The following is a 14,702-nucleotide window of genomic DNA, read 5'->3' as shown; positions in this document are numbered from 1 at the left end:
GGCGACCCTGGAACACGGCGTCACCCGCGTTCCCCCGGAAGGGTCGAAGAAACCGGCACCGCGGGCGGGGCGGAATCCCGCAATCGGCGGATCTGCCCCAGCAGGTGCTCCGCCTTCCGGCGCCCCGAAGCGGTTTCCGCCAACCGCCGCTGCACGGCCTGCAGCCGCCGCTGGCGTTCCGCGGCGTCCATCCGCAGCGCCTTGTCCACCTGCTTCAACTCGGCCTCGATCGCCTCGATGCGCCGCCCCAGCGCTTCGTCCAAGGCCAGGGAGAGCTGCTGCTCGGCTTCGATCAGTTGTTCAGCGACCACCTGTTCCAGGGTGGACTTGGCCTCGGAGACCACTTCGGTCAGCCACTGCTTGAGGTGCTGCTTGTCCGCGGCGTGCTTGCGCACCCGGGCCATCCACCACCCGGCTCCCAGGCCGAGCCCGATCGTCACCGGCAGCACGATCGGGCTCAACGCCCCGACCCCCAGCCCGGCCAGTGGCAGGACCGCTGCGCGACCGAGCCCGAGCCCACCGGAGACCCCCAGGAAGACCAACAGCTTGTCCTCCGCGGTCGGCGGCCGGCGGTCCGGCTGCCGCAGTTCGATCGGCGCCTGCGCGCCCCGGGCGAACTGGGCGCGGACCACCTTCAACTCCTCGGCGGAGAACAGGTCGGCGAAGGCCTGCTCGGCGACCTGGGACAACCGGCTGGACAGCTGGGCGGAGATCCGGCTGGACACCAGCTGCAGCGCCGCGTCCACGTGCGGCGCCATCCCGGCGAGCTGGTCCCGATCCGCGGTGTCGATGGCCCGGCGGAACCAGTTCTGCACCCCGCGGATCTGCCGGCTCACCTCGTGCCCCAGCTCCACCCGGGCCCGCTGCACTTCTCCGCGCAGCTTGAGCTGCCACCCCCGGGTGGACGACCGGCGGGCAGCGCTCAGCTCGTGCCGCCGGCGGCGCAGATCGGCGGCCTCGCCCTCGCCGGTGGCCAGGGCGCGCTCCTCGGCCGCCAGTTCGGCCTCCAGCTCCTCCGCCGCCGTGATCAGGGCGCGCAGGGTGTTGGCCTCCCCCAACATCGCTGCCCGGCCGCCGACCAGCCGCTCCAGGTCCGCGCGCAGCCGGTCGATCCCCGAGTTGGTCCGCAGCACGTCGGCCGCCTGCTCGGTGGGGGCGTTCTCCGCCAGCTCGTGCAGTCGGGCCGACACCGGGGAGAAGGGGGCTCCGGCGAAGCGGGGGGCGTGCTCGGCCAGCAACCGCTGGTCCTCGGCGAGGATCTGCCGCCACCCCCGGTAGCGGTCGGTCTTGGTGAGCGCGAAGACGACCGTTTCCACGCGTTGTGCGGCTTTCTGCAGGAATTCCAGTTCACCGCGGGAGAACGGAGCCGAGGAATCCACAGTGAACAAGAGTGCGGTGGCCGATTCGGCCGCGTCCAGCGCCAGCTCCCCGTGCAGTTCGTCCAACCCGCCAACGCCCGGTGTGTCCACAATGGTCATGTTTTCCAAAGAGGACAGCGGGGCGCCGACGCGGACGCAGCGCGGCGGCAGCTGATCACCCGACCGATCGCCGGCCAACACCCGGTCCGGCAACTCCGAGAGCTCCAACCGGACCTCCCCGGAACCGGACCAGGCGTGCGCCTCCCACTGCTGGGCGTGCTCGAACCGCACGTGCACCGCGGTGGCGGCAGCCGCGTGCACAGGCGACAGGCCGGGTTCCCCCACCAGCGCGTTGACCAGCGCGCTCTTGCCCCGGTCGGTCTCCCCGACCACCACCACGGTCGGCGTCCTGGGCCGTTGCCGACGGGCCCGCTCCACCCAGTCGGCCGCGTGCGGAGCCGCCTCCCGCAACAGGGCGAACAACCCGTCCCTGACCTGCTTGACCTGCTGCGGCAAGCTCTCCGCCGCCGCGCTGCCCGCCGGGTCCATGGCCGCTCCCGTCAACTCCACCGGATCGGCGGCTCGTCGGCGCGACCTCAGCCCTGGAACTGGTAGACCACCACCACCGGCGGCCGCAGCAGCCGACCGCGGTCGGCGAAACCGACGAGCTCGATGTCCGCGACGATCCCGTGCAATTCCGGATCATCGGTGGGAACTGTACCGCCGGCCTCGTGCCAGGCCGGGTCGAAACGGCAACCGACCGGGCGCAGCACCGACACCCCGACCCCCCGCAAACCGTCCACCACCCGCTCGGCGACACCGGCGCTGCGGGCCCGGTCGATCGCGTACACGCACAGCTCGATCAACGTCGTCCGCTCCGCCAACGCCCGGTCCAACGCTCCAGCGACCTGGCCGGTCATGGTGGTCATGGCAACCGCCTCGAAACTCCGGTGACTCTGCGCCGCGTGCACCGGTTCCGACGCAGCAGCTCCCCGGCCGGTTCCGGAAAACCCCCACCGGTGGGTCACTCACCCGACCGCAGCCGCTGCCACAGCAGGAAGTAGGCCCGGTGCACCACGTGCGCCACCCGGCTCTGCGCCGGGGTGGCCCCGAACGAGGCGAACGCCCGCCACCAGTTGGCCCGCTCCAGCGCGCTCTCGGCCAGCTCGGCGGAACTCCGCCCGGGCAACCCGAGCTGCTCGGCAGCGCTGCTGCCGCTGCCGACGCGCAGCACTTCCGCGGCCAGGTCCGCCGGGAAGTTCGCCTGACCGGAACTCACCAGCGTCAGCGCCTCCAGCACGCGGAACTGGTGCGACTCCGGCCTGGCCAGCAGCGCCTCGATGGCGTCCCGCACCAGCTGCTGCTCCGCCGGGTCCCCGGAGGACTCGGCCAGGGCGGAGATCGACCCGAGCGCGGCGGCCGCCTTGATGCCGTCGGCCCGGGACCGGAACAGCGAGTTCACCTTCCCCAGCACGGCCGCCATCCCGGAGTCCTCCAGCAACTTGCGCCGCAACTGACCTGCGGTGATGTCCGGCTGCGCGGTGATCGCCGCCAGCGCGCACCGCACCCCGTGGAGGTCCAGCCGCTCCAGCAGCCGGGTGCGCACCCCGATCGGCACCGCGCAGTCCCAGCTGGTGAACAGGTCCGGCGAGAGCAGCATGGTCTCCCGAGCGGACTCCTCCAGCTCGGCCAACTGGCGCAGGGCCTCGGCGTCCTCCTCGGTGAACCCACCGGTCTCCGCGGTCTCGGCGAGCAGGCCGATCACCGGCAGCACACCGGCCACCCGGGGGGAGAGCAGCTCCTCCTGGTGGGCGGCCAGCAGCGCGGCCGCTCGCCAGACGTCGCCGTCGGCACCCGGCACCGAGTCCGGTTCGACCGTGTCGGCTTTGTTCAGCAGCGCCACCACGTTCCCCGGTCCGGCCTGGCGGCCCGCGGTCGCCGCCTCGAACGCCGCCAGGACCTGCTCGTCATCGGCCCGCGCGGTTTGGGTGAGCACGTAGAGCACCGCTTCGGCCCCCGCCACCGCGCTGCGGGAGACCGGGTCCAGCTGCTCCGCGCCGAGCAGTTGTCGCGACCGCGCCGACGAAGCGTCGTCCAGCGATTCCAGCCCGGGCGTGTCGATCACGGTGAGGTCCCGCAGGACCGCGTTGGTCAGGTAGACCTCGAGGTGCGAGATCCGGGCCGGCTCCACGCCCAGCTCGGCGGGGATGGCCCCGCTGGGGTCGAACGGCACGGTCTGCTTGCCCCCGTCGGTGCGGACGACCTCGATGCGGTCCACCGTGCCGTACTGGAAGCGGGTCACCAGCCGGGTGCACTCGCCCACCGAAGTGGGCGCGACCCGGCGCCCGATCAACGCATTGACCAATGTGGACTTACCGGCTTTGATCCGCCCGGCCACCACCACCTGCAGCGGAGCGGCCAGTCGGCGCAGCACTTCCCCGAAACCGACAGCGGTGCGCTCGCCCATCCGCGGTCGCAGCGCGATGCACATCCGGGCGACCGCGGCCGAGAGCGGACCCGCCCAGCACTGAGGACCGGGTACGTTACTCACCGCCACCTCTCTGCTGCACAGCGTTGGCCACCACATCCTGCCACGCAGCGGTGCGGGATGATTTCGGCGCTGGTGGGCGTTGCAACCGGTGCCCACCGTTTGCGTGGTGTTCTCCCGCCCGTTGCGGGAGGTGCGGAACGTCTTGGTGGAGTCCCCATCCGGAAAGCGCCTAACCTACAGCAGTGACCGCATCGACTTGGAAACCTCAGCTCGTGGCCCTCGACGTGGACGGGACCCTGCTGGATCCGGCGACGCACCGGATCTCCCCCGCTGTCCGGGAAGCCGTGCACCGGGTGCTGGCCGCCGGCAGCCAAGTGGTCATCGCCACCGGGCGCAGCCAGCTGGCCACCTTGCCGATCCTGCAGGAACTCGACCTGACCAGCGGTGTTTCGCTGTGCTCCAACGGTGCGGTGGTGTTGGACGCGGCCACCCGGGAGGTGCTGTCGACGGAGACGTTCGACCCCGGACCGGCGGTGGCCAAGCTCCAAGAACTGTTCCCCGGCGTGCTGCTGGCCGCCGAGGAGCTCGGCGCCGGGCACCTGGTGACCGGCCGGTTCGACGACCACCTGCTGGTGGGGCCGCAACACCCGGTCTCCCCGCACGAGCTGGGCGAGCGCCGGGTACCGCGGCTGATCGCCCACTGGAAGGGGCACACTCCCGCCGAGATGGCGGACGTGCTGGCCACCGCCCAGCTGCCGGCGTGCACGTGGACGCTGGACCACACCGAGGCCTGGCTCACCCTGGTCCCGACCGGTGTCTCCAAGGGAGTGGCGCTGGAGAAGCTGGCGGCGGAAATGGGGATCACCCGCGAGGACGTCCTCGCCGCCGGGGACGGCAGCAACGACGTGCAGATGCTGCGCTGGGCCGGGCACAGCGTCGCGATGGGCCAAGCCCCGCACGACATCCGCGCGGTGGCCGACGAGACCACCGCCAGCGTGGACCAGGACGGACTGGCCCTAGCCCTGAACCGCTGGTTCCGGTGAACATCCGGGAGAAACCCTGAGGTGGCGCTCCCCGCGGAGCGGTTGACTCCTTCCACGGCTGCGCGCACCACGCGCGGCAGCTGCCGAATTCGGCCCGCTCGGGCCCGAAGTCACCGCACGGGAGTGGAGATGATCGAGGCAATAAGCCTCACCAAGAGATACGGCCGCAAAACCGCGGTGGAAGAGCTGAGCTTCACCGTCCAACCCGGAGTGGTCACCGGTTTCCTCGGCCCGAACGGTTCGGGGAAGTCCACCACCATGCGCATGATCCTGGGCTTGGACCACCCCACCAGCGGAGAAGCGCGGATCGCCGGGAAGCGCTACCGGGAGCTGAAGCACCCGCTGCGCACGGTGGGCGCCCTGCTCGACGCGAAGTGGGTGCACCCGAACCGCACCGCGTGGAACCACCTGCACTGGATGGCGCGTTCCAACCGCATTCCCCGCCGGCGGGTCGACGAAGTGCTCGCGTTGACCGGTTTGGAGGGCGTGGCCGACCGCAAGGCCGGTCAGTTCTCGCTCGGCATGGCGCAGCGGTTGGGCATCGCCGCCGCGCTGCTGGGCGATCCGGAAGTCCTGCTGTTCGACGAGCCGGTGAACGGCCTGGACCCGGAGGGCATCCACTGGCTGCGGCAGCTGCTGAAGAACCTGGCCGCGTCGGGGCGCACCGTGTTCGTCTCCAGCCACCTGCTCTCGGAGATGGCGCAAACCGCCGACCAGCTGGTGGTCATCGGGCGCGGGAAGCTGCTCACCCAGTGCAGCACCGAGCAGTTCGTGTCCGCGGCGGCACCGCAATCGGTGCTGGTGCGGACTCCCGACGCGGAACTCCTCCAGCGCGTCGCCGCCGCCGAGGGGCTTCCGGCGCAGGTCGGCAGGTCCGGGGAGCTGCTGTTCCGCGAAGCCACCGGGGAGCGGATCGGTGAGCTGGCCGCGCAGCACGGGATCCGGCTGCACGAGCTGACCCCGCAGCGCGGCTCGCTGGAGGAGGCCTTCATGCGGTTCACCGGGAACGCGGTGGAGTACCAGGCGAGCGCGCTGACCGGAGCGGGGGTGGCGGAATGACGTTGTTGGCGACTGAGCGCATCAAGCTCTTCTCCACCCGTTCGATGTGGTGGTGCGCGTTCCTGGCGGTGGGCATGAACCTCGCCTACGCGGTCCTGCTGGTCTCCCAAGCGGATGGTCCGGTGGAGGTGCCGGACACCCAGCGGGGCACCATGTTCGCGATGATGGTGGTCCAGGTGCTGGCCGCGCTGTCGGTGACCACCGAGCACCGCTTCGGCACCATCAGCACGACCTACCAGGCGGTCCCCAACCGGGTGGCCGTGCTGCTGGCGAAGACCACTGTGGTCGCCGCGGTGGCGTTCGTGATCGGGGAGCTCGCCTCGTTCGCCTCGCTGGGCGCCGGTGTCGTGCTGTCCCCGGGATCACCGCTGGCCATCGACAGCGATGCGGATCTGCGCAGCACCGCCGGAACCGGTCTGGTGTTCGCGCTGGCCGCGGTGCTCGCGGTGGCGGTGGGCAGCCTGGTGCGGCACACCGCCGGCGCGGTGACGCTGCTCCTGCTGTGGCCCCTGCTGGCCGAGCCGCTGGTCGCCGCGGTACCGCAGATCGGCATGCAGGTGTACCGCTGGATGCCGTTCGTCATGGCGAACCACTTCCTCGACGCTCCGCGCTCCTTGTCGGGGATGCCGTTCGGGCCGTGGGCTTCGCTGGTCTACTTCGCCGCCGTGGCTTTCGGAGCACTGGCGATCGCGGCCGTGGTGGGCCAGCGCCGGGACGCTCGGTGAGCTCACCGGCACGCGAGGTGGGCGGCGAAGGGCAAACCTCAATGATCAACACAGCGAAGCTCCTGCTGGGAGCCCAGATAGCAAAACGTTACCGAACCCCGCGGAGAGCCTTGTCACGTCAGTAGATAGGATCGACCGCAAGATCGAGCCACTGGTGCCGATCGTCGTCGCGGCCGGAGGACCGGCCGATCAGTGTCCACAGCAGACACTCCAGGTGCGGCACCGGAAACCATGGTCGACCGACTGCAACAAAGCGCTCGGGGGCGCTAGCGGTCGGGACGGGGGAGGGCCCGGGCTGTCATTCGGGGGACGGCCCGGGCCCTTGTGCGTTCACCGCCCCGGTGGTCATATCGACGGCCGGACCACCAGGACCGGGCAAGCGGCGTGCCGCACGCACTGCTCGGCCACCGAGCCCAGCAGCAGCCCGGCGAAACCACCGCGACCGCGGTGACCGACGACGAGCAGCTCCGCCCCGCGCGCGGCTTCCAGCAGCGCTTGCGGGGGCGGGGAGTGCACGATGTGGAGGTTCACCTCGACGCCCGGATCATCCCCGAGCCGCTTCTGCACGATCCGTTCGGTGTCCTCCCGGACGGCCCGGTGGAACTGCTCCACACTGGGCATGGTGTTCGGCGGGCATTCCGCCGGGCGCGGGGCCGTGCGGATGCTCCACGCGCGCACCACGTGCAGCGGCGCGCCGCGAGCCTTGGCCTCGTCCGCCGCGACCTGCAGGGCCCGTTTGGACGATGCCGAACCGTCCACGCCCACCACCACGCCGCCGGCGGTGTCCCCGCGGAATGTCTGCTCTCCCACACCCCCATTGGATAAGCTGGGCAGTTTTTTGTCCAGTTAGCGTGCTTCGCACTGTTTTTCGACAATCATAGTGATTTTTGCCACAAAAGCACTTTTTGTGCCATACTTTGGCCCACCTGGTGGTAATGCATGGAGTACGGGCGTGTCTCTGCCAGCGTTGCCCGAGGCATGTCGCCGGCCGAGGCGAGCTCAGCGGCTCGCAACTTTCTCAACAGCAAATGGGGTGAGCCACATGGTGCGTTCAACGGAATGCTCGCGGACCGAGGCAGGACCCACCGGTGTGCGCGCTCGAGGTTCACTGAGCGACGTCCAGCTCGAACCAGTTCCAGGCCTGGAGTGGTCGCTGGCCACCGAAGCTCACCCACCCACCGAACAACAAGCCGTCTCCCCCGCCGCGCTGCGGCGGAGCTGGATCCACACCGCCGCCGAGGACAAGGTCCTGGACCTGTACCGCGAGCTGGGCGGCTCGTCCTCCCAGCTGCCCGCGCCGTGGTGGTTGCGGGCGCTCGACCGCGGCACCCTGCCCTCCCGGCAAGCCGCGTTCGACTTCGAAGACCAGGTCCACGCGGTGCTGCGCGACCGCTCCGGTTGGGTCTTCGTCCCCTGGACGGAGGTCGGGGAAACCGGCTATTGGGAGTACGCCCCTTCCGACCGGGAGCCGATGAAGAACCCGACCACGATCACCCTCACCGACGAGCACCCCGGCTGGCTGAACGTGATCCCGGCGTACCGCGACACCCAGCCGCTGCCGATGCCGCTGGACGGGGTGAGCGGACTGCTGGCAGCGCTGCCGCAGATCGAAGCCTGGTGAGCCGGACCTCCACAAGCGCCCGCCCCGGCCGCTGCACGGGGCGGGTTTGCCATACTGGCTGCTTGTGAACTCGTCTGACCAGCAGATTCCCCATCGCCGCACGGTCGTCAGCTACGTCCAGCGGGGCGGGCGGATGACCACCGGGCAGCAGCGGGCCTGGGAGCGGCACTGGCTGCGCATGGGTGCCGAAGTCAGCTCGCTGCCGGAGGGGGAGCTGGACTTCGAGTCCTGGTTCGGCCGGCGCGCCCCGGTGGTCCTGGAGATCGGCTCGGGCATGGGGGAGACGACCGCCCAGCTCGCCGCGGCGCAGCCGGAGGTCAACTACCTGGCGGTCGAGGTCTACAAGCCCGGACTGGCCCAGTTGATGCTGCGAGCGGAGAAGCTGGGGCTGACGAACCTGCGGCTGATCCGCGGGGACGCCCTCGACCTGCTGCGCGAGCACATCGCCCCGGACTCGCTGGCCGAGGTGCGCATCTACTTCCCCGACCCCTGGCCGAAGAAGCGGCACCACAAGCGCCGACTGGTGCAGCCGGCCAACGTGGACCTGATCAGCTCGCGGATCGCTCCCGGTGGCGTCCTGCACCTGGCGACGGACTGGGAGAACTACGCCGAGCAGATGATGGAGGTCTGCCAGGCCGAGCCGCGCTTGCGGAACCGGTACGCGGACGAACCCGGCGGTTGGGCGCCGCGCCCGGAGTGGCGACCGATCACCAAGTTCGAGGCCCGGGCGCAGGAAGAAGGCCGGGTCGTGCACGACCTGATCTTCGAACGGATCTGAGCAGCGGACCGCGCGACTCGCTGACCAGCCCCGCCAGCCGTCCACAGTGGATACCATGTGGACAGCAGCTGCGGCGGCGCACCGCCGAGGCCGAGGAGGGCGACCGCAGTCCGACGTCCTCCGCGCGGACCGTCAGTCGCCGGCCCGGCGAGCGGCGCAGTACTCCTGCAGGTCGGGCAGCACCGAACTGAGCGCCATCAGCAGCAGCACGACCAGCGCCACGGCAGCGCCGATGGTGGCGAACACGTCGAACAACATCTGGTGGCCTCCTCGCCTCACCCAACCGCCACCAATAGTCCCTTTTGTGGTCGTATTTCCGAATCGGCCATTGTGGTGCTCTCTCGCCGGAACCACCGCTGCCCGGAAGGCCGGCGGACTCCTCCAGCTCCGATCGGGTGACCAGCCGCTCCCGGCCCTGCGGCACAATGCGGGACATGCCGACCGCACTCCGCCTGCACGCCCCGCTGGTACTGCCCTGCGACGCCGAGTGCTCCCTGGTCCGGGACGGCGTGGTGGACATCGGCGACGACGGGCGCATCACCCACTGCGGCCCCGCCGCGAGCGCCCCGCAACTGCCCGCGGGGGCACCGGTGCGCGAGTGCAGCGGCATCCTGCTGCCAGGTCTGGTCAACGCCCACGCCCACAGCCCGATGACCCTGTTCCGCGGGATGGGCAGCGACCTGCCGCTGCTGCGCTGGCTGCGCGAGGTCATCTGGCCGGCGGAAGCCCGACTGCGCGAGCAGGACATCCGGGACGGAATGCGGTTGGGCTGCGTGGAAATGCTGCAGAGCGGCATCACCACCACCTCGGAGATGTACTTCTCCGGAGAAGCCATCGCCGAAGCGGCGCTGGACGTGGGCACCCGCGTGGTGCTGGCCGCGGCCGTCATCGACAACCCGGCCCTGGGCAGCTGGCAGAAGATGCTCCAGGGCATCGACGCGTGGATCGACACCGACGGGCTGCGGTTCGGCCCGCACCAGCAGATCGAACTCGCCTACGGCCCGCACGGGGCCTACACGCTCCCGGCAGAAGCGCTGCGGGCGATCGGCGAAGCCGCCCAGGAACGCGGCGCCCTGGTGCACACCCACGTCGCCGAGACCCTCGGGGAGGACGCCGCGCAGCGCGCCGAGTACGGCTCCGTGCCGGCGATGCTGGAGCAGCTCGGGGTGCTGGGCGGGCGGGTGCTCGCCGCCCACTGCGTGCACCTGTCGGACAGCGACATCGCCCTGCTCGCCCGGCACGACGTGGGGGTGGCGCACTGCCCGGGCTCGAACACCAAACTGGCTTCCGGCGCCGCCCGGCTCACCGACATGCTGGCCGCGGGGCTGCCGGTCGGCCTCGGCACCGACGGCCCGTCCAGCAACGACGACCTGGACCTGTGGGCGGAGATGCAACTGGCCGGGCTGGTGGCGCGCCTGGCCACCGGGGACGCCACCGCGCTGACCGCCCGCCAAGCCCTGCTGGCCGCCACCCGGGGCGGCGCGGCCGCCCTGCACCGGGACGACATCGGGGCCCTGGAACCGGGCCGGTGGGCCGACATCGCGCACTTGGACGCGGACACCCCCGCGTTCGCCACCGGTTTGGACGCCCCGGACGAGCAAGTCCTGGCCAACGTGGTGTGGGCGGCCGGCTCCCGCCACGTCCGGGACGTCTGGCTGGCCGGTGAGCTGGTGCTCAGCGACGGCGAACCCACCCGGGTGGACCGGCGGGAAGTGCAGGCAGCGGCCCGCGCGGCCGCCCAGCACATCCGCGGCTGAACCGCTTACGCCGTCGGCCGGATGACGATCTCGGTCAGGTGGGCGTCCCGGGACGCGCGGATCGCGGAAACGATCGGCTCGGCCACCGACTCCGGCCGCAGGTAGCGGTCCGGCTCGTACTCGCCGCCCTCCTGCTCGCGGACGCTGCGCTGCATGTCGGTGGCGGTGCGACCGGGGAACACGGAAGTGACCCGCACCCCGTTGGCCGCCTCCTCGGCCCGCAGCACGTCCGCGAACGCGCGCAGCGCGAACTTGCTGGCCGCGTACGCGCCCCAGTTCGGCTTGGCGTTCAACCCCGAACCGGAGTTCACCAGCACCACGTGACCGGACGCGGCCCGCAGCGCCGGCAGCAGCCGGCGGGTGAGCTCGGTGACCGCGAACAGGTTCACCTCGAAGGTGCGGCGCCAGGAGTCGGCCGGGCTGTCGGCCACCTTGCCCAGCTCGACCAGGCCGGCGCTGTGCACCAGCACGTCGAGCCGGTCGATGCCGGCGACCGCCTCGGTGACCGCCTCCTCGTCGGTGATGTCCACCGGCCAGGGTTTGGCGTTCGGCAGCTCATCGGCCAAGGCTTGCAAGGACTCCTGGTCGCGCCCGCCGAGAAGCAGGTCGTGCGTGTCGGCGAGCATCCTGGCGACAGTGGCACCGATGCCCCGTGAAGCACCGGTGACCAGGGCGAATGGGCGTTCTGGCATGCCTCAACCGTATCGAGAAAGACATCGGCGCCCGGTACCAGGTCGATTTCACAACGTGGGCCAGCACTTGACCCGCGGCGGCACGGCGTTCTTAGGTACCCGGGTGAGCCACGTCAGAACCACCGGGCCCGACAGCCGAGTGCTGCGCAAGGTCGCGTTCCGGCTGATGCCGTTCCTGTGCCTGCTGTACTTCGTCAACTACTTGGACCGGGTGAACATCGGCTTCGCCGGTCCGAACGGGATGAACGACGAGCTCGGCATGACCGCGACCGTGTTCGGGTTCGCCTCCGGCATCTTCTTCCTGGGCTACCTGGTGCTCGAAGTGCCCAGCAACCTGGCCCTGCACAAGTTCGGCGCCCGCAGGTGGCTGGCCCGCATCATGATCACCTGGGGCATCGTGGCCACCGCGATGGCCTTCGTCCCCAACGCCACCACCCTGGTGCTGCTGCGCTTCCTGCTGGGGGTCGCCGAAGCCGGCTTCTTCCCCGGGATCATCCTCTACCTGACCTTCTGGTTCCCGGCCGCGCAGCGGGCCAAGGCCGTCGCGCTGTTCATGGCCGCGGTACCGGTCTCCAGCGCGATCGGCGCGACCGTGTCCAGCCTGCTGATCAGCGGCGGCGAAGGCGCCTTCGGCCTCTCCGGGTGGCGCTTCATGCTCCTGGTGGAGGGCATCCCGGCCATCCTGCTGGGCGTGCTCACCTGGTTCTACCTGACCGACCGGCCGGAGCAGGCGAAGTGGCTGGAGCCCGAGGAACGCCAGTGGCTGGCCGAGCAGCTCGCCGCTGAACAGCGGCAGACCGAGACCGAGCACCACTGGCCGCTGCGCAAGGCCTTGACCCACCCGCGCATCCTGGCGCTCGCCTTCGTCTACTTCGGAATCGCCTACGGGCTGTACGCGCTGGGCTTCTTCCTGCCCACCATCATCGCCGGGTTCGAGCAGCAGTACGGCACCGAGCTGTCCACGGTGCAGGCCGGGCTGGTGACCGCGGTGCCCTACGTGGTGGGCGCGCTGCTGATGGTGCTGTGGGCGTCCCACGGGGACCGCACCGGGGAACGGGTCTGGCACGTGGCCGCACCGATGCTGCTGGGCGGGGTGAGCATCCCGGTCGCGCTGCACATGAACTCCCCGCTGACCGCGATGGTGGCGGTCACCCTCTGCGCGATCGGGGTTTGCGCGGCGCTGCCCACCTTCTGGGCGTTGCCGAGCAACTTCCTGACCGGCGCCGCGGCGGCCGGCGGCATCGCGCTGATCAATTCGCTGGGCAACGTCAGCGGGTTCGCCGCCCCGTACATCACCGGCGTGCTGCGCGACCTGACCGGCACCCAGCAGGCCGGGATGTGGGTGGTCGGCGGGGTGATGGTGCTGGCCGCCCTGCTGGTGGTGGCGCTGCGAGCAGCACCGCGCCCCAGCGACGACTGAACGCTCCGGGAGGCGCGGCGGGGGACTCCTGGTTCCCAGCAGTCCCCCGCGCCCGCTGGGAGGAGTTCAGCTCGCGCCGATCTCGCCGCCGTCTTCGCGCCACACCGCGACCACTGCCGGGCGGGGTCGGGAGGAACCCCCGTCCGGCCAGTGCGAAGCCGGGTTGTCGGCACTGGCCCCGTCCAATTCACCCGGGTGCTGCACGCACACCGCCACCAGGTCGTCGGTCACCACCGGACCGCAGGTCTCCGCACCGATCGGAACGGTCAGGAACTGCTTGACCTTGCCGCGTTCCGGTCCGGTGACCGGCACCGCGAACAGGCCGTCGTTGGACCCCAATTCGTTGCCGTCGGTGGTGATCCACAGGTTGCCGTGCCGGTCGAAGGCCACGTTGTCCGGGCACGAGATCGGGCTGACCTGCGACTTGTCGAACCCGCCGAAGTAGGTGCCCGGGTCCTGCGGGTCCCCGCACACCAGCAGCAGGTTCCAGCGGAACTCCCGACCGGTCGGGTCGTCGTCGATCTCCAGCACGTGACCGTGCTTGTTGTGCACCCGCGGATTGGCCTCGTCCGGACCGGCGTTCCCAGCGGCACCGCGGTTGGAGTTGTTGGTCAGCGCGCAGTAGACGCGGCCGTTGACCGGGTTCGGCTCGATGTCCTCGGGGCGGTCCATCTTGGTCGCCCCGACCCTGTCCGCCGCCTCCCGGGTGAACACGTACACCTCGTCCGCGCTCATCCCGGGCACGAACGACCGGTTCCCGCTGGCCAGCGGGATCCACTCGCCGGTGCCGTCGAAGGCGCCGTCGGACGGCAGCTCGCCGCTGCCGTCGATCTCCTCCTCCGGGCTGTTGCCGGTGAACCGGGCGACGTAGAGGGTGCCCGAGTCCAGCAGCGCCATGTTGTGCCGCCGGGCGTGCGCGCTGCGCCCCGGCTTGACCTTGCCGTTGGAGACGAACTTGTAGATGTACTCGAACCGCTCGTCATCCCCGGAGTAGGCGACCACCCGGCCGTCCTCGGCGATCGTGACGGAGGCGCTCTCGTGCTTGAACCGCCCCAGGGCGGTGTGCTTGACCGGGGTGGAGTTCGGGTCGTAGGGGTCGATCTCCACGATCCACCCGAACCGGTTGGACTCGTTGAGCTCCTCGCCGACGTCCCAGCGGGAGTCGAAGCGCTCCCACTTGCGCTCGCTGGGGCCACCGGAGATGCCGTAGCGCTCCAACCGCCGCTTGGCCACCGGGTCGGTGATCCGGTCGGCGTTGGCGAAGTACTGGTGGACGTTCTCCTCACCGGACAGCACCGTGCCCCACGGGGTGACACTGCCGGAGCAGTTGTTCTGCGTGCCCAGCACCCGGGTCCCGGTGGGATCGGCCGAGGTCTTCAGCAGGTCGCTGCCGGCCGCGGGCCCGCGCAGTTCGAACTCGGTGGTCAGCGTGATGCGCCGGTTGTACCCGCTCATCCGCGGGACGAGCCCGTCCCGCCCCCGCTCGACCAGCACCACCGACAGGCCGTGCGCGGCCCAGGCCGTCCGGACCTGCTGCTCGGTGGGGTTCTCCTCGTCGTAGCCGGGGAACATGTGCGATTCGGTGGTGTACTCGTGGTTGACCACCAGCAGGTGCTTCCGGCCGTGCGGGTCCAGCGGGAGCAGTCCGGCGAAGTCGTTGTTGTAGCCGAACTGCTTCTCCTGCGCCTCCGGCGTCTGGTCGTCGAAGTCGAACTCCGGCGCGCCCGGCAGCACCGGGTCACCCCACCGGATCACCAC

At 70.7% G+C, this 14,702-nt stretch carries 14 protein-coding genes; 7 read left to right on the top strand and 7 right to left on the bottom strand.

The window, feature by feature from the left end:
• Positions 1-20: 20 nt before the first annotated feature.
• From SREC43747_RS0110275 to SREC43747_RS0110265, 3 genes are all read right to left on the bottom strand, one after another.
• Positions 21-1,907 carry a dynamin family protein gene (locus SREC43747_RS0110275; RefSeq protein ID WP_051387931.1) on the bottom strand — a complete coding sequence of 629 codons (1,887 nt, stop codon included), beginning with the start codon at positions 1,905-1,907 and terminating at the stop codon, positions 21-23.
• A 47-nt stretch (positions 1,908-1,954) separates the two neighbouring features.
• The gene (locus SREC43747_RS0110270; protein ID WP_029721132.1) at positions 1,955-2,287 is read right to left on the bottom strand and encodes a nucleotide exchange factor GrpE; all 333 of its coding nucleotides are present in this window, start codon (positions 2,285-2,287) and stop codon (positions 1,955-1,957) included.
• Positions 2,288-2,382: 95 nt separating this feature from the next.
• A complete protein-coding gene (locus SREC43747_RS0110265) occupies positions 2,383-3,849 on the bottom strand; it encodes a dynamin family protein (RefSeq protein ID WP_051387930.1) in 1,467 nt (488 codons plus the stop codon).
• Positions 3,850-4,091: 242 nt separating this feature from the next.
• Here SREC43747_RS0110265 and SREC43747_RS0110260 point away from each other — a divergent pair, with 242 nt between their 5' ends.
• From SREC43747_RS0110260 to SREC43747_RS0110250, 3 genes are all read left to right on the top strand, one after another.
• Positions 4,092-4,892, top strand: a complete 801-nt coding sequence (locus SREC43747_RS0110260) for a Cof-type HAD-IIB family hydrolase (protein ID WP_029721130.1) — start codon at positions 4,092-4,094, stop codon at positions 4,890-4,892.
• 129 nt (positions 4,893-5,021) lie between these two features.
• Positions 5,022-5,951 (top strand): ABC transporter ATP-binding protein, encoded by a 930-nt coding sequence (locus tag SREC43747_RS0110255; RefSeq protein ID WP_029721129.1) that lies wholly within the window; start codon positions 5,022-5,024, stop codon positions 5,949-5,951.
• Complete coding sequence (locus tag SREC43747_RS0110250; protein ID WP_029721128.1) at positions 5,948-6,676, top strand: ABC transporter permease; 729 nt, start codon at positions 5,948-5,950, stop codon at positions 6,674-6,676. The genes SREC43747_RS0110255 and SREC43747_RS0110250 overlap by 4 nt, the downstream gene beginning before the upstream one ends.
• A gap of 345 nt (positions 6,677-7,021) precedes the next feature.
• On the opposite strand, the gene SREC43747_RS0110245 is transcribed toward SREC43747_RS0110250, so the two are convergent.
• Positions 7,022-7,486, bottom strand: coding sequence for a universal stress protein (locus SREC43747_RS0110245; protein ID WP_029721127.1), 465 nt, complete (start codon positions 7,484-7,486; stop codon positions 7,022-7,024).
• A 280-nt stretch (positions 7,487-7,766) separates the two neighbouring features.
• On the opposite strand from SREC43747_RS0110245, the gene SREC43747_RS0110240 reads away from it, so the two are divergent.
• Both SREC43747_RS0110240 and trmB read left to right on the top strand, forming a co-directional pair.
• A complete protein-coding gene (locus tag SREC43747_RS0110240) occupies positions 7,767-8,297 on the top strand; it encodes a hypothetical protein (protein ID WP_029721125.1) in 531 nt (176 codons plus the stop codon).
• A gap of 133 nt (positions 8,298-8,430) precedes the next feature.
• Positions 8,431-9,075 (top strand): tRNA (guanosine(46)-N7)-methyltransferase TrmB, encoded by a 645-nt coding sequence (gene trmB / locus SREC43747_RS0110235; protein WP_236623130.1) that lies wholly within the window; start codon positions 8,431-8,433, stop codon positions 9,073-9,075.
• 132 nt (positions 9,076-9,207) lie between these two features.
• Here the strand turns inward: trmB and SREC43747_RS22160 are convergent, their stop codons facing one another.
• Positions 9,208-9,333 carry a hypothetical protein gene (locus SREC43747_RS22160; RefSeq protein WP_269077822.1) on the bottom strand — a complete coding sequence of 42 codons (126 nt, stop codon included), beginning with the start codon at positions 9,331-9,333 and terminating at the stop codon, positions 9,208-9,210.
• A 167-nt stretch (positions 9,334-9,500) separates the two neighbouring features.
• Here SREC43747_RS22160 and SREC43747_RS0110225 point away from each other — a divergent pair, with 167 nt between their 5' ends.
• Positions 9,501-10,832 (top strand): amidohydrolase family protein, encoded by a 1,332-nt coding sequence (locus tag SREC43747_RS0110225; RefSeq protein WP_408005184.1) that lies wholly within the window; start codon positions 9,501-9,503, stop codon positions 10,830-10,832.
• A 5-nt stretch (positions 10,833-10,837) separates the two neighbouring features.
• Here the strand turns inward: SREC43747_RS0110225 and SREC43747_RS0110220 are convergent, their stop codons facing one another.
• The gene (locus SREC43747_RS0110220; protein WP_029721121.1) at positions 10,838-11,524 is read right to left on the bottom strand and encodes an SDR family oxidoreductase; all 687 of its coding nucleotides are present in this window, start codon (positions 11,522-11,524) and stop codon (positions 10,838-10,840) included.
• Between the two features lie 166 nt (positions 11,525-11,690).
• Here SREC43747_RS0110220 and SREC43747_RS0110215 point away from each other — a divergent pair, with 166 nt between their 5' ends.
• Complete coding sequence (locus tag SREC43747_RS0110215) at positions 11,691-12,944, top strand: MFS transporter (RefSeq protein ID WP_236623129.1); 1,254 nt, start codon at positions 11,691-11,693, stop codon at positions 12,942-12,944.
• Positions 12,945-13,010: 66 nt separating this feature from the next.
• On the opposite strand, the gene SREC43747_RS0110210 is transcribed toward SREC43747_RS0110215, so the two are convergent.
• Positions 13,011-14,702: PhoX family protein (locus tag SREC43747_RS0110210; protein WP_029721119.1), on the bottom strand; the 1,692-nt coding region annotated here is incomplete at its 5' end.

The organism is Saccharopolyspora rectivirgula DSM 43747, assembly GCF_000497205.1.
In the GTDB taxonomy this organism is placed as follows: Bacteria; Actinomycetota; Actinomycetes; order Mycobacteriales; family Pseudonocardiaceae; genus Saccharopolyspora; species Saccharopolyspora rectivirgula.
Note: the sequence above shows the minus strand (reverse complement) of the source record. Positions and strands in the feature narration are given on the sequence as shown.

Bases quoted from the DNA above. Each gene is read 5' to 3' on its own strand.
- SREC43747_RS0110275 (WP_051387931.1), bottom strand. From the start codon at position 1,907: ATGGACCCGGCGGGCAGCGCGGCGGCGGAGAGCTTGCCGCAGCAGGTC.
- SREC43747_RS0110270 (WP_029721132.1), bottom strand. From the start codon at position 2,287: ATGACCACCATGACCGGCCAGGTCGCTGGAGCGTTGGACCGGGCGTTG.
- SREC43747_RS0110265 (WP_051387930.1), bottom strand. From the start codon at position 3,849: ATGTGCATCGCGCTGCGACCGCGGATGGGCGAGCGCACCGCTGTCGGT.
- SREC43747_RS0110255 (WP_029721129.1), top strand. From the start codon at position 5,022: ATGATCGAGGCAATAAGCCTCACCAAGAGATACGGCCGCAAAACCGCG.
- SREC43747_RS0110250 (WP_029721128.1), top strand. From the start codon at position 5,948: ATGACGTTGTTGGCGACTGAGCGCATCAAGCTCTTCTCCACCCGTTCG.
- trmB (WP_236623130.1), top strand. From the start codon at position 8,431: ATGACCACCGGGCAGCAGCGGGCCTGGGAGCGGCACTGGCTGCGCATG.
- SREC43747_RS22160 (WP_269077822.1), bottom strand. From the start codon at position 9,333: ATGTTGTTCGACGTGTTCGCCACCATCGGCGCTGCCGTGGCGCTGGTC.
- SREC43747_RS0110225 (WP_408005184.1), top strand. From the start codon at position 9,501: ATGCGGGACATGCCGACCGCACTCCGCCTGCACGCCCCGCTGGTACTG.
- SREC43747_RS0110220 (WP_029721121.1), bottom strand. From the start codon at position 11,524: ATGCCAGAACGCCCATTCGCCCTGGTCACCGGTGCTTCACGGGGCATC.
- SREC43747_RS0110215 (WP_236623129.1), top strand. From the start codon at position 11,691: ATGCCGTTCCTGTGCCTGCTGTACTTCGTCAACTACTTGGACCGGGTG.